Raw genomic sequence first — 13,046 nt, 5'->3', positions numbered from 1 at the left:
CCCAACAGGCCATGGCCCGGGTCGTCCTCTTTCACAAGCCCTGGGGCGTGTTGCCCCAGTTCACCGACCCTGAAGGGCGCCCGACGCTGGCCGACTTCATCGACGTTCCCGGCGTCTACCCTGCCGGGCGCCTGGATCGGGATAGCGAGGGCCTGCTTGTCCTGACCGACGACGGTCGTCTGAACGCGCGCCTGACCCAGCCCAAGCACAAGACCAGCAAGACCTATTGGGTCCAGGTCGAGGGCGAACCCGATGATGCGGCATTCGAGGCCCTGCGCCACGGCGTCAAATTGAAGGACGGCCTGACACGACCGGCGAAGGTGGAGCGCATGGCGCCACCCGACCTACCGGAACGTGACCCGCCGGTGCGCTTTCGTCGCCATATACCCACCCGCTGGCTGGCGATCACCCTGCGTGAGGGGCGCAATCGCCAGGTCCGCCGCATGACCGCGGCGGTAGGGCATCCGACCTTGCGTCTGGTGCGGTACCGGGTTGGCTCCTGGACCCTGGACGGGTTGGCGCGCGGTGAAGCGCTTGTACTGGAGACCTGATTCTCACGTTGACTCGGAAAGCACGAACTGCCGGCGCCGCAGTGCGAAACGGGACAAAGTTCGTTGCAAGTGCCCCAGGGCTGGTCGATGATGGAGATCCATTGATTCGAGGGTTGGGCATGCGCCTTTCCAGGAGCGTATTGGCCGGGCTGGCCGCCCTGTTGCTGGCCCTGGCCGCGGCATTTCCGGCGGTAGCGGCCGAAGACGATCTCTATGTCTTCGAGCGCAGCCTGTTCCTGCTGGCGGAGCGCGCGCTGAACCGCGGTGACATGACGGCTTATCGCGCCGCGCGCAGCACCCTGACCGGCTATCCTCTAACGCCCTACCTCGATTACCGTGAACTGGCGCGCAACCTGAGTCGCGCCGACCCCGATGCCGTGCAGGATTTTGTGCGCGAGCATGCCGACACCCCTCTGTCCCCCCGGTTGTACAGCAGCTACCTGTCGCATCTGGCGGACGAGGAGCGCTGGTCTGCATATCTGGATTTTGTCGATGATGACCGCCCCCTGTCCGTGACCCAGGACTGCCAGCGGCGCAAGGCGCTGTTGGAAACGGGTGAGCGTGAAGCGGCCCTGGACGACATGGAATCGATCTGGCTGCACGGCCAGTCCCGACCCTCGGCTTGCGATGCCGCGTTGAGCGCCTGGCGTGACGCGGGTGGGCTGACGGACGAACTCGCTTGGGACCGCTTTGCACTGGCGATGGAGGCAGGCCAGACCGGTCTCGCCCGCTATCTGCGACGCTACCTGGATAGCCGCGATCGCGATTGGGGCGAACGCTGGCTGAACCTGGCCGAGCGCCCGGCGCGGGTGGCTGACGTCGACTTCCGTGCTGGGGACCACCGCGCGGCGGAGACGATGCTGGAGCACGCCTTTATCCGCTGGGTGCGCCAGGATCTGGATGCTGCACTGGAAGGGTGGGAGCAATCCGGAGATCGGCTCGAGCTGGCATCCGAATCGGCCGGGCGAGTGCAGCATGCGCTGGCCCTGCGCCTGGCCTTGCGTTACCGCCCCGAGGCCCTGGATTTCATGGCTGCCCTGGACCCCGAGGTCTTTGATACCCAGTTGCGCCAGTGGCAGGTGCGGGCGGCACTCTACGAGCGCGACTGGGAAACGGTGATGGACGCGATCCGGGTGATGGATCGTGATGTTCGCGACGAGGCTAACTGGCAGTACTGGTATGGCCGCGCCCTGGAGCAGACCGAATCGCTGGAGGCCGCGCGGCGCTTCTACGAGCGCGCGGCCCAGGAGCGCAACTTCCATGGTTTTCTGGCCGCCGATCGTTTGGGCCAGCCCTACCGCATCGGCCATCAGCCGTTGATTGTCGCGGACGACCGGCAGGCCTCGATCCGTGAACATGCCGGCATGCAGCGCATGCGCGAGCTCGTGCGCCTGGACCGCAATGCCGAGGCCCGCCGCGAGTGGACCCATGCGGTGGCGAATATGGAGATCTCCGAGCTGGAGGCCGCGGCCCTCGCCTTTGCCGACTGGGGTTGGCATGACCGTGCGATTTTCACCGCCGCTCGGGCGCGCGCCTGGGATGATATCGAGCTGCGCTTCCCGCTGGCCTTCGACGACCTGATTGTGGCGGGGGCCCGCGAGCAGGCGATCGACCCGGCCTGGGCCATGGCGATCGCGCGGCAGGAGAGCGCCTTTCTCTATGACGTGCGTTCCGGGGCCGGGGCGCTAGGAGTCATGCAGGTCATGCCGGCGACCGGGCGTTCGATCGCCTCGGCGGCCGGGGTGCGGGTGAACTCTGACTGGGACATCCTCGACCCTGCGACCAACGCCCGTCTGGGGACCTACTATCTGCGCCGGAATCTGGATCGCTTTGGCGGGCACAGCATGCTGTCCAGTGCCGCCTACAATGCCGGTGCACACCGTGTGCGCTCGTGGTTGCCGGAGGACCGGGCGATGGACCCCGACATCTGGGCCGAGCTGATCCCGTTCTCCGAAACCCGCGACTATATCCGCCGCGTGTTCGCCTATCGCATCCTGTACGCGGTGCGTTTGGGGCAAGAGCCGCCGTCGCTGGCCACGCTGCTGTATCCGGTCACCCCGGAATCGCGTCTGGCCGCAAGCCGCGAACAGCACCTGGCCGCACTGCCGGGCGACGCGGGCGTCACCCTCAGCCGCGCCTTCTGCGACGCCCCGGGCTACACCGACAACGCCTGCTAGGGCGTCTGTCCACCACGAAGCGCACGAAGATACGAAGAAGGGCCAAGTCAAAAGCGGTTTACAGGAAGACGGAAAGGGAAGAAGGGTTCTTGGTGGGAGACGCTCGGGGAGGGCGCTCACGGTGAAGGCCATTGTGTCGCACCCGGGCCCGCCTGGCCCTGACCATCACGGCCCGGCCTCGGGCCAGCTATCTATTTTCCTTCTGATCTTCGAACCTTCCTGTAGACCGCCCTTGACCTTCTTCGTGTCTTCGTGCGCTTCGTGGTGCAAACAAAAAGGCGGGTTAGCCGCGGATGATGTCTTCGCGCATGCGGCTGGCGATGCCGTCGGCCAGTTGCTGCCATTCGGCCGCCAGCGGGGGTTCCAGGTGTTCTTCGGTGGTGGCCTTGAAGTGGCGCATCCACACAGCCAGGTCGGCCTCGGTCAGGTTCAGCGGGGCGTGCTTGCCGACCATGTCGATGGTCGGCGGCTGTTCCAGACGCCCGCCCAGGTTCATGTACCAGAAGTCCGCGATCCGGCTGACATGATCCGGAAAGTCCTGGATACGCTCGAAGTGATGGCCGATCTCGGGGTTGGCCGAAAGCCGGCGGTAGAAGTCGTCGATTACCGCGCGGATGCGTTCGGCACCGATCTTGTCGCAGAGGGGTTCGAGTTTGCGAAAAGCCATGGGGATCTCCTGACGGATCCTGCGACAGCCGGTACCCTGCAACTTGAAATGCAATCCGGAAGCCGAGGATGAACCGATTTGATTCAGCGGGCCCCGATGCCGTGACGGCGGCGGTGGCCCAGTGCATTGGCGACCATACCGGAACCGCCTTCCAGCCGTCAGGAAGCCAGGCCTGTTCCGGGGGCTCCATTAATCAGGCGCAGCGTCTGACCGGAACCGACGGCCGCGAATTCTTCGTCAAGCTGAGCGGAGGCGATGGTGCCGCGATGTTCGCGGCCGAGGCACGGGGCCTGGAAGAACTGCAACGCTGTGGGCGGCTGAAGATACCCGCGGTGTGCGGTATGGGATCGGTTGGTGGCAACCATTTTCTGGTGATGGAGAACCTGGACCTGGGTGGGCGGCGCGATGGCGTGGTGTTGGCGCGCGGCATCGCCGATATGCATCAGAAGACCCGAATGCGTTTCGGGCTGGATCACGACAACTTCATTGGGAGTACGCCGCAGCCGAATACTGAACACGACGACTGGGTCTCGTTCTATCGCGACGAACGCCTGGGCTTCCAGCGCCAGCTGGCGCGGCAACGTGGCGCCGCGGCGTCCCTGCTGGGGGCGTTGGAGGAGCTGGAGGCGTCATTGGGCGGCTTCTTCACCGACTACCAGCCCGCTCTCTCCCTGCTGCACGGGGACCTGTGGAGCGGCAACTGGGGCTTTCTGGCCGATGGGCGCGCGACGATTTATGACCCGGCGGTGTACTACGGCGACCGCGAGGCGGACCTGGCGATGATGGAGCTGTTCGGGCATCCGGGGCAGGACTTTGTCGCCGCCTACGAGGAGATCCTGCCCATCGATCCCGGCTATGGCGTGCGCCGTACGCTGTACAACCTCTACCACATCCTCAATCACGACCACCTGTTCGGCGGCGGCTATGGTCCCCAGGCCGAACACATGATCCGCCAACTCCTCGCCGAACTCCGCTAACCGCCCACGTCGAGCCTTTGAAAGGCAAGGGCGGTTTTACCACGAAGCTCACGAAGGCACGAAGAAGGTCAAGGGCGGGTTTACAGGAAGAAGGGAAGTCAGGAAGAGGTCTTGTGGGGCGGCTGCGGGGCGCGGCCCCGAGCTGTTGCCTTTGCGGTCGCGGCTGGCGCCGGCACCAGCCCTCCAACTCATTTTCCTCCTTCCGATCTTCCAACCTTTCTGTGAATCGCTTTTGACCTGGCCCTTCTTCGTGCCTTCGTGCGCTTCGTGGTGAATCAGGGTTTCAGCGGCCGAGTTCGCGGGAGCGGTCGGCGGCCGCGGTCATGGCGCGCAGCATCAGCTCGCGCAGGTCGCCGTCCTCCAGGACTTGCAGGGCGCGCTCTGTGGTGCCACCCGGCGAAGTGACGCGGTGGCGCAGCTCGGCGGGGCTCTCGTCGCTTTCCGCGGCCAGGCGGGTGGCGCCGGCTAGGGTGCCAAGGGTAAGTTCCAGCGCGGTATCCGCGGGCAGGCCCAGGGACTGCGCCGCCTCCTGCATGGCCTCGATTATCAGGAAGACATAGGCCGGGCCGCTGCCGGAGGTGGCGGTGACCGCGTGCATCAGCTCCTCGTCGTCCACCCAGATCGCGCGGCCGACAGCCTCCAGCAGGCGGGTGGCCGTGGCGCGATCCTCGGGTCCGGCGGTTGGAGCGGCGTACAACCCGGTGACGCCGGCGCCCACCAGGGCCGGGGTGTTCGGCATGGCGCGGACTAGGCGCGTGGCATCGCCCAGCCATCCCGCCAGTTGTGCGGTGGTGATACCGGCGGCCACCGAGAGCACCAGCGGTTCCCCTTCGCCGACGGCAGTGCTCAGGGTTGGGGCCAGCTCGGGCAGGGTCTGGGGTTTGACGGCGAGGACCAGGGTTGCGCTGTGGGCGGCCAGTTCCTCCGGGTCGCCAGTGGCGAGTCCCGGGTAGCGGGCCCGCAGATCGCGTATGCGCTCGGGGCTCTTGTCGGCGATGGCAACACGCTCGGCGGCATGGCCGGACTGGATCAGGCCCTGGATCAGGGCCTCGCCCATGTTGCCGGCGCCGATGAAGCCGACTTCGTAGCGGTATTCTGTCATGCGGACTCCTTCTGGGTGGGGCGTGGGCCGAACAGGGCGGTGCCGATGCGCACCAGGGTGGCTCCCTCGAGGATGGCGGCTTCCAGATCGCCGGACATGCCCATGGACAGGGTATCCAGCGACTGACCGCGGGCGTTCAGGGTATCGCGCAGTTCGCGCAGGCGTGCGAAGGGTTCCCGCTGGCGTTGCCGATCGACCTCGGTGGCCGGGATGGCCATCAGGCCGCGCAGTTCGAGGCCGGGGAGTTCGGCCACGATGGCGGCCAGCGCCTCGGCCTCCCGAGGCGCGATACCGGCCTTCTGCGGCTCCTCGCTGATGTTGATCTGCAGGCAGACTTGTAGCGGCGGCATCCCTTCCGGGCGCTGGTCGGACAGGCGCCGGGCGATTCGTTCACGATCCACCGTATGCACCCAGGCGGCGCGTTCGGCCACGGCGCGGGTCTTGTTGCTCTGCAGGGAGCCGATGAAGTGCCACTCGATTCCCAGGGGTGCGGGCGGAGCCTCCAGTGTGTCGTGCTTCGCCACCAGTTCGGGCACGTAATTCTCGCCAAACGCGATCTGCCCGCAGGCATGCAGGGCTCGGATTTCCCTCACGTCACGCGTCTTGCTGACGGCCAGGAGCCGGACCGAATCCGGGTTGCGTCCAGCCTCGCGGCAGGCGGCCTCGATGCGGGCTCGAACGGTGTTCAGGGCGTGGTCTGGTGCGGTCATTTCCCTATGATATAGTCCCGAAGAACACATGGGCACCGTGGATTTTCCGCGGGCTTGCAAGCGACAGGGAGTGGCGGCGATGGCTGCCACTAGGCGGCTGGCGCACCTCGGCGTCACGTTCGAACACAGGAGGATGCATGGATATCACGCAGTTGCTGGCCTTTTCGGTCAAGAACGGGGCCTCGGACCTGCATATCTCCGCGGGCATGCCGCCGATGGTGCGAATTGATGGCGACATGCGCCGGGTGAACGTGCCGGTCATGGACCACAAGGAGGTCCAGAGCCTGATCTACGACATCATGAACGACCGCCAGCGCAAGGATTACGAGGAGTTCCTGGAGACGGACTTCTCGTTCGAGGTCTCGGGCCTGGCGCGCTTCCGTGTCAACGCGTTCAACCAGGACCGCGGCGCGGCAGCGGTGTTCCGAACCATCCCCTCCAAGGTCCTGACGCTGGAAGAGCTGGCGGCCCCGCGCATCTTCGAGGAGATCTCCAACTACCCGCGCGGCATCGTGCTGGTGACCGGCCCGACCGGTTCGGGCAAGTCGACCACGCTGGCGGGTATGGTCAACCACCGTAACGAGAACGACTACGGGCATATCCTCACCATCGAGGATCCGATCGAGTTTGTTCACGAGTCGAAGAAGTCGCTGGTCAACCAGCGCGAAGTGCACCGCGATACGCATGGCTTCAGCGAGGCCCTGCGCTCGGCTCTGCGCGAGGACCCGGACACCATTCTGGTCGGCGAGCTGCGCGACCTCGAAACCATCCGGCTGGCACTGACCGCGGCCGAAACCGGGCACTTGGTGTTCGGCACCCTGCATACCAGCTCTGCGGCCAAGACCATCGACCGGATCGTCGATGTATTCCCGGCGGCGGAGAAGGACATGGTGCGGGCGATGCTGTCCGAGTCCTTGCGCGCGGTCATCGCCCAGACCCTGATGAAGAAGATTGGGGGCGGGCGTATCGCGGCGCATGAGATCATGCTCGGCACGCCCGCGATCCGGAACCTGATCCGCGAGAACAAGATTGCGCAGATGTACTCGACCATTCAGACCAGTGCCGGAACCGGCATGCAGACGCTCGACCAGTGCCTGAAGGACATGCTGGCGCAGGGCGTGATCAGTCGCGAGGATGCCCGCCGCAAGGCGGCCAACCCGGATTCCATTTGATCGATACGGCCCGCTTGGCGTGAACGTCGCATCGGGTATCAGGGGAGAACGCCATGGATCGTGACAAGGCGATCAAGTACATGCACGACCTGTTACGGGCCCTGGTGGATCGTGGCGGCTCAGATCTGTTCATTACCGTGGGCATGCCGCCGGCCGCGAAGATCGACGGGCGCGTGGTGCCGATGACGGAGCAGAAGCTGTCGCCCTCGCATACCCAGGCGCTAGTGCGCTCGCTGATGAACGACAAGCAATCGGCGGAGTTCGAGCGTCACCAGGAGTGCAACTTCGCGATCGGGTTGTCGGGGGTCTCGCGTTTTCGCGTGAACGTATTCACCCAGCGTGGTAGCCCCGGCATGGTGCTGCGTACCATCAACTCGGTGATCCCGAAGTTCGAGGACATCCAGATGCCGAAGCAGCTGGAGAAGATCACCCAGGAGCGTCGGGGGCTGGTGATCTTCGTTGGCGGCACCGGGTCCGGCAAGTCGACCTCGCTGGCGGCGATGATCGGCTATCGCAACCGCACGACCGCCGATCACATCGTCACCATTGAGGACCCGATCGAGTTCGTTCACGAACACGACAAGAGCATCATCACCCAGCGCGAAGTCGGGGTGGATACCGAGGGCTACGAGATCGCGCTGAAGAACACCCTGCGCCAGGCGCCGGACGTCATCCTGATCGGCGAGATTCGTGATCGGGAGACCATGGATTACGCGATCGCGTTTGCCGAGACCGGGCACCTGTGCCTGTCGACCTTGCACGCGAACAGCACCAACCAGGCCCTGGACCGCATCATCAACTTCTTCCCCGAGGATCGGCGCGAACAGTTGCTGATGGACCTGTCGCTGAACCTCAAGGCGGTCATCTCCCAACGGCTGGTGCGCCACGAGAATGGCCAGGGACGGGTGCCGGCCGTGGAGATCCTGATCAACACGCCGTTGATGGCCGACCTGATCCTGAAGGGTGAGGTGCACAACATGAAGGAGCTGATGTCGCGCTCGCGCGAACAGGGCATGCAGACCTTCGACCAGGCCCTGTTCGATCTCTACGAAGCCCGCAAGATCAGCTACGAGGAAGCCCTGCGCAACGCCGACTCGGTCAATGATCTGCGTTTGCGCATCAAGCTTGATAGCCAGCGTGCTCAGGACGATGGGGCCCCGGCCGTGGCGGACGAGGGCGGAGACCTGTCCGTGGACGAGCGCGCCGAAGACTTTAACCTGCGCTAGCCGGGGAAGCGGACATCATGAGTCAGCTGCAGATTGAGCCCTACCTGAAATTGATGGCCCAAAAGGCCGCGTCGGACCTGTTCTTTCTGACGGGCGCCCCGGCCAGCATCAAGGTCGACGGTCAGCTGCAGCCGATCTCGCGCAAGGCGCTCGCACCCCGGCAGACCGAGGCGATCGCGCGCGAGATGATGAGCGACCATCAAGCGGAGATCTTCGAGCGCGAGACCGCCGTAAACTTCGGTTTGTCGCGCGAGGGTCTGGGGCGTTTTCGTGTGAATGTCTATCGCCAGCGCGGCGAAGTCGCGATGGTCATCCGTTTCATCCGCGTGGCGATCCCGACCATCGAGCAGCTCGGGTTGCCGCCGGTGCTCAAGGACTTCGTGTCGCATAACGACGGACTGGTGCTGATCGTGGGGGCGACGGGAACCGGTAAATCGACCACGTTGGCGTCGATGATCGACTACCGTAATACGAACAGAAATGGGCATATCCTCACGGTCGAGGATCCGATCGAGTTTCTGTTCAGCCACAAGCGTTCGATCGTGGGTCAGCGGGAGGTGGGCATCGATACGCCCAGCTACGATCATGCGTTGCAAGAAGGTATGCGCGAGGCGCCGGATGTGATCATGGTCGGCGAGGTGCGTTCGCGCGAGACCATGCGCGCGGCCCTGACCTACGCCGACACCGGCCATCTGGTGCTGACGACCCTGCACGCGACCAACGCTACTCAGGCCCTGGACCGCGTGATCAATCTGTTCCCCGAGGATAACCGCCCGCAGATCCTGTCCGATCTGTCGCTGAATCTGCGCGCGATTGTGGCCCAACGCCTGCTTCAGACCAAGGATGGCCGCCGCGTGGCGGCACTGGAAATCCTGGTCAACACGTCCTACATCGCGGAGCTGATCCGTGACGAAAAGATCAACGAGATCAAGGAAGTCATCGCCAAAGGTGGCTCGGTGGGGATGCAGACCTTCGATCAGTCCATCGTCAAGCTGTTCAAGACGGGTGACGTGATGCTGGACGAGGCCCTGAACAAGGCCGACTCGCGGGCCGATCTCGAATGGCGCCTGAACTTCGGCGGCGGCGTGGCCTCGGCCGACGAGACCGAGGAAGAGCTGAAGATGCCCGACCGGTAGTGAGACGCTGATTTCAGCGTCTCACTAGGAGCCTGCGCACAGGCGAAGTCCCCGCCAACGCCGGGCCAGGGTTTTCAAGGAGGACTGGGCCTTCCGGATCGAGGCCTCCCCCTCAGGCCCGCGTGGGCTCCGGGAAGACATCCTTGGCCGCGAACACGGGCCCGTCCACGCAAACCCGTTTCATCGCGATTCCGTTCGGGGTGCGAACTGGCACCGTGCAGCCGGCGCAGCCGCCCACCGCACAGGCCATAAATTCCTCCAGCGAAACCTGGCAGGGCAGATCGAACTCGGCCGCCAGTTCGGCACAGGCCTCAAGCATTGGGTGGGGACCGCAGGCGAAGATCTCCACCTGATCCCGTTCGCCTGGGCTGAGCCCGGCGAGCCAGGCGCGTCCCAGGTCGGTGACGAAGCCGTCAAAGGCGCCTGGAAGCCCGGCCTTCGAGGTCAGGCGGCAGGCCACACCCCAATCTTCCAGCAGCGGCAGGGTCGCGATCGCCCCGTCTGGCAGGCCCGGCCAGAGGATCTCCGACGGGCGTGCATGGAAGGGAAACGGGACCTCGGAGCCCAGCACGGCGTGGGTTTGTCCGGCCTTGCCCTGCAGATGCAGCTGGTGCGCGAGAAAGATCATCGGCGGTATGCCCACCCCGCCACCCAGCAGCAGGCGCTTCGGTCGCTCCGGATTGAGGCTAAAGGGCTGGCCGATCGGCCCCAGCACGCTGAGGGTGTCGCCCTTGGTCTGTTGCGACAGGGCGTGGGTGCCGTCGCCGACCACCTTGTAGAGGAACTCCACCCAGCCGGCTTCGCGGTCCACGCGCTGGATGGACAACGGGCGGCGCATCAGCAGGCGCGGGGCACACTGGAGGTGGGCGAATTGCCCGGGTTGCGCGGCCCGTGCGCATTCGGGTGCGGCGACCCGCAGGATCCACTGGTTGGCCCCGGCATCATGGTGATCCAGGATGCGGCCTTCCTCCTGGAAGATGGTGCCGCGGTGCGGCCGTTCACTGGCGGGGGTCGGGCTCATGCGGTGTCCTCGGCGGGGCGGGTCCAGACCGGTCGCCCGGCTACCCAGGTCTCGCGGGTCTGACCGGCGAAGGTCCAATTGAAGAAGGGCGTATTGCGGCCGGCGCTGAGCCAGTCTTCGCTGCGGACCTCGTGCATCGCGGCCGGGTCCCAGAGCACGAAGTCGGCACGTGCACCGGGTGTCAGTCGGCCCTGGGCAAAGTCGAGGATTTCGGCCGGGCCGGTGGTTACCCGGGCCAGGGCCTCGTGCAGACTCAGGAGGCCGTCTTCGACTAGGCGTAGCGTCAACGGCAGCAGGGTTTCCAGGGCCGAGATGCCGGGCTCGGTGCTGGCGAACGGCCCGAGCTTGCTGTCCGGTTCGTGTGGTTGGTGGTCGGAACAGATCGCACTGATCTCGCCACGTGCGACGGCCGCGCGCAGGCCATCGCGGTCCCGCTGTCCGCGCAGCGGCGGGATCACGTGGCAATTCGGGTCGAACTCCGCTACGTCGACCTCGGTCAGGAACAGCTGGTGGGCGGCCACGTCCGCACTTATTGGCAGGCCTTCGGCGCGTGCCTTCGCGATCATCTCCGCCCCGCGGCGGGTTGACAGCCGGGCCACGTGGACGCGGGCGCCGGTCTGTTCGACCAAGGCCAGGATGGCGCCCAGTGCCGCGGTCTCGGCCGCTTCCGGGATACCTGCAAGGCCCAGGCGGGTGGAAACCGCTCCCTCGTGCATGCAGCCGGACCCGGTGAGCGCCGGGTCCTGGGCCGAGAGCACGATGGTCAGGCCGAAGGTGGTGGCGTATTCCAGCGCTCGGCGGAGGACCAGAAGACTGGCCAGCGGTTTGCTCGCATTGCTCACTCCGCGCGCGCCGGCCTGCATCAGGGCAGCCATCTCGGCGAGTTGCTGGCCCTCCAGCTGACGGGTCAGGGCGCCCAGCACGTAGACCCGCACACCGCAGGCCTGGTGGGCGCGGCGGTTGATCAGTTCGATCTCGGCCGGGGAGTCGACCGGCGGCTCGGTATCCGGTGGGACGACCAGACTGGTAATTCCACCGCGGGCCGCCGCCAGGGTCTCGCTGGCAATGGTGGCCTTGTGTTCCTGGCCCGGTTCGCGCAGGCGTGCTGCGAGGTCGATCAGACCGGGGAAGGCCCACAACCCGCTGCCATCGATGCGGCGGCGAGGTTCGAAACCCTCCGGCGCCTGGCCGCGGGCAAGGATCTCGCTGCCCTGCACGACTAGCTCGCCGACTGCATCAAAACCGTCGGCCGGGTCGAGGATACGCACGTTCTCGATGAGCACGCTCACGCCTGATGCGCCCCCATCACCATGGACATGACCGCCATGCGCACCGAGATGCCGTAGGTGACCTGTTCGAGGATCACCGAGTGCGGGCCGTCCGCGACCGCCGATTCGATCTCCACCCCGCGGTTGGCAGGGCCGGGGTGCATGACCAGGCAAGTGGGGTGTGCCAACTGAAGGCGCCGCGAGGTCAGGCCGAACAACTGGTAGTACTCGTGCTCGGATGGCAGGTGGGCGTGCTCCATGCGCTCGCGCTGCAGGCGCAGCATGATGATCACGTCAACGTCTTTTAGCCCTTCGTCGAGGTCGTTGTAGACCTGCACGCCGAGTTGGTCGACATCCGCGGGCAGTAGCGAACACGGCGCGACCACGCGCACTTCGCCCGTCTGCAGGATGTTCAGGGCATGGATCTGCGAGCGCGCCACGCGCGAGTGCAGGATGTCGCCGACGATCGCGACCTTCAGCTTGGTGAAGTCGCCCTTGTGGCGGCGGATGGTGAACATGTCCAGGAGCGCCTGGGTCGGGTGCGCATGGCGGCCGTCACCGGCGTTCAGCACGCTGATCCCGGGCATGACATGGCGGGCGATGAAATGTGCGGCCCCGCTCTCCTCGTGGCGCACCACGAACATGTCTACGTTCATTGCCTCGATGTTGCGCAGGGTGTCCAACAGGCTCTCGCCCTTGACCGCCGACGAGGTGCTGATATTGACGTTGAGGACGTCTGCGGACAGGCGTTTGGCGGCCAGTTCGAAGGTGGTGCGCGTGCGCGTGCTGGCCTCGAAGAACAGGTTGACGATGGTCTTGCCGCGCAGGAGCGGGACCTTCTTCACCGCCTTTTCGTTCATATTGGCGAACGACTCGGCAGTATCCAGGATCTCGGTCATCAGTTCCCGGTTCAGGCCCTCGATGGTCAGCATGTGGCGCAACTGGCCGTCCTCGGTCAGCTGCAGTCGGTTCGGCAGGGGCCCCGGCAGCGGGAGCCGCGCGTGCGGGCGAGCGATCAGGGTATCGGTCATCCTTGAGT

The 13,046-nt window shown here is 65.6% G+C and carries 12 protein-coding genes; 6 read left to right on the top strand and 6 right to left on the bottom strand.

What is annotated here, in order from left to right; all coding sequences use genetic code 11:
• Window positions 1-11 precede the first annotated feature (11 nt).
• Together F462_RS05345 and F462_RS05340 are read left to right on the top strand one after the other, a co-directional pair.
• Entirely contained in the window at window positions 12-551 is a 540-nt protein-coding gene (locus F462_RS05345) for a pseudouridine synthase (protein ID WP_038052182.1), read from the top strand.
• A 119-nt stretch (window positions 552-670) separates the two neighbouring features.
• Window positions 671-2,728 (top strand): transglycosylase SLT domain-containing protein, encoded by a 2,058-nt coding sequence (locus tag F462_RS05340; RefSeq protein ID WP_038052181.1) that lies wholly within the window; start codon window positions 671-673, stop codon window positions 2,726-2,728.
• Between the two features lie 283 nt (window positions 2,729-3,011).
• On the opposite strand, the gene F462_RS05335 is transcribed toward F462_RS05340, so the two are convergent.
• Window positions 3,012-3,395 (bottom strand): group III truncated hemoglobin, encoded by a 384-nt coding sequence (locus F462_RS05335; RefSeq protein ID WP_038052179.1) that lies wholly within the window; start codon window positions 3,393-3,395, stop codon window positions 3,012-3,014.
• Window positions 3,396-3,463: 68 nt separating this feature from the next.
• On the opposite strand from F462_RS05335, the gene F462_RS05330 reads away from it, so the two are divergent.
• Window positions 3,464-4,372 (top strand): fructosamine kinase family protein, encoded by a 909-nt coding sequence (locus F462_RS05330; RefSeq protein ID WP_038052177.1) that lies wholly within the window; start codon window positions 3,464-3,466, stop codon window positions 4,370-4,372.
• Window positions 4,373-4,655: 283 nt separating this feature from the next.
• Here F462_RS05330 and proC read toward each other — a convergent pair whose 3' ends face one another.
• Window positions 4,656-5,474, bottom strand: coding sequence for a pyrroline-5-carboxylate reductase (proC, locus tag F462_RS05325; RefSeq protein ID WP_038052175.1), 819 nt, complete (start codon window positions 5,472-5,474; stop codon window positions 4,656-4,658).
• Entirely contained in the window at window positions 5,471-6,184 is a 714-nt protein-coding gene (locus F462_RS05320; RefSeq protein WP_038052173.1) for a YggS family pyridoxal phosphate-dependent enzyme, read from the bottom strand. The genes proC and F462_RS05320 overlap by 4 nt, the downstream gene beginning before the upstream one ends.
• Before the next feature lie 137 nt (window positions 6,185-6,321).
• Between F462_RS05320 and F462_RS05315 the strand changes: the two genes are divergently transcribed.
• Genes F462_RS05315 through F462_RS05305 form a run of 3 tightly spaced genes read left to right on the top strand, consistent with a single transcriptional unit; the run spans window position 6,322 to window position 9,718 of the window.
• A complete protein-coding gene (locus F462_RS05315; protein ID WP_038052171.1) occupies window positions 6,322-7,356 on the top strand; it encodes a type IV pilus twitching motility protein PilT in 1,035 nt (344 codons plus the stop codon).
• Between the two features lie 53 nt (window positions 7,357-7,409).
• Window positions 7,410-8,582 (top strand): PilT/PilU family type 4a pilus ATPase, encoded by a 1,173-nt coding sequence (locus F462_RS05310; protein ID WP_038052170.1) that lies wholly within the window; start codon window positions 7,410-7,412, stop codon window positions 8,580-8,582.
• 17 nt (window positions 8,583-8,599) lie between these two features.
• A complete protein-coding gene (locus F462_RS05305) occupies window positions 8,600-9,718 on the top strand; it encodes a PilT/PilU family type 4a pilus ATPase (protein ID WP_038052168.1) in 1,119 nt (372 codons plus the stop codon).
• Window positions 9,719-9,830: 112 nt separating this feature from the next.
• Here F462_RS05305 and F462_RS05300 read toward each other — a convergent pair whose 3' ends face one another.
• From F462_RS05300 to F462_RS05290, 3 genes are read right to left on the bottom strand one after another with little or no spacing between them, the layout of a single operon-like run.
• Window positions 9,831-10,739: a dihydroorotate dehydrogenase electron transfer subunit gene (locus F462_RS05300; RefSeq protein ID WP_038052167.1), complete on the bottom strand. Its 909-nt coding sequence runs from the start codon at window positions 10,737-10,739 to the stop codon at window positions 9,831-9,833.
• Window positions 10,736-12,028: a dihydroorotase gene (locus F462_RS05295; protein ID WP_038052165.1), complete on the bottom strand. Its 1,293-nt coding sequence runs from the start codon at window positions 12,026-12,028 to the stop codon at window positions 10,736-10,738. The genes F462_RS05300 and F462_RS05295 overlap by 4 nt, the downstream gene beginning before the upstream one ends.
• The gene (locus tag F462_RS05290; RefSeq protein ID WP_038052161.1) at window positions 12,025-13,038 is read right to left on the bottom strand and encodes an aspartate carbamoyltransferase catalytic subunit; all 1,014 of its coding nucleotides are present in this window, start codon (window positions 13,036-13,038) and stop codon (window positions 12,025-12,027) included. The genes F462_RS05295 and F462_RS05290 overlap by 4 nt, the downstream gene beginning before the upstream one ends.
• Window positions 13,039-13,046: the final 8 nt, after the last annotated feature.

The sequence above is a fragment of the Thioalkalivibrio sp. ALJ1 genome, assembly GCF_000745395.1.
In the GTDB taxonomy this organism is placed as follows: domain Bacteria; phylum Pseudomonadota; class Gammaproteobacteria; order Ectothiorhodospirales; family Ectothiorhodospiraceae; genus Thioalkalivibrio.
Note: the sequence above shows the minus strand (reverse complement) of the source record. Positions and strands in the feature narration are given on the sequence as shown.

Coding starts and splice junctions, on each gene's coding strand:
- F462_RS05345 (WP_038052182.1), top strand. CDS start 12: ATGGCCCGGGTCGTCCTCTTTCACAAGCCCTGGGGCGTGTTGCCCCAG.
- F462_RS05340 (WP_038052181.1), top strand. CDS start 671: ATGCGCCTTTCCAGGAGCGTATTGGCCGGGCTGGCCGCCCTGTTGCTG.
- F462_RS05335 (WP_038052179.1), bottom strand. CDS start 3,395: ATGGCTTTTCGCAAACTCGAACCCCTCTGCGACAAGATCGGTGCCGAA.
- F462_RS05330 (WP_038052177.1), top strand. CDS start 3,464: ATGAACCGATTTGATTCAGCGGGCCCCGATGCCGTGACGGCGGCGGTG.
- proC (WP_038052175.1), bottom strand. CDS start 5,474: ATGACAGAATACCGCTACGAAGTCGGCTTCATCGGCGCCGGCAACATG.
- F462_RS05320 (WP_038052173.1), bottom strand. CDS start 6,184: ATGACCGCACCAGACCACGCCCTGAACACCGTTCGAGCCCGCATCGAG.
- F462_RS05315 (WP_038052171.1), top strand. CDS start 6,322: ATGGATATCACGCAGTTGCTGGCCTTTTCGGTCAAGAACGGGGCCTCG.
- F462_RS05310 (WP_038052170.1), top strand. CDS start 7,410: ATGGATCGTGACAAGGCGATCAAGTACATGCACGACCTGTTACGGGCC.
- F462_RS05305 (WP_038052168.1), top strand. CDS start 8,600: ATGAGTCAGCTGCAGATTGAGCCCTACCTGAAATTGATGGCCCAAAAG.
- F462_RS05300 (WP_038052167.1), bottom strand. CDS start 10,739: ATGAGCCCGACCCCCGCCAGTGAACGGCCGCACCGCGGCACCATCTTC.
- F462_RS05290 (WP_038052161.1), bottom strand. CDS start 13,038: ATGACCGATACCCTGATCGCTCGCCCGCACGCGCGGCTCCCGCTGCCG.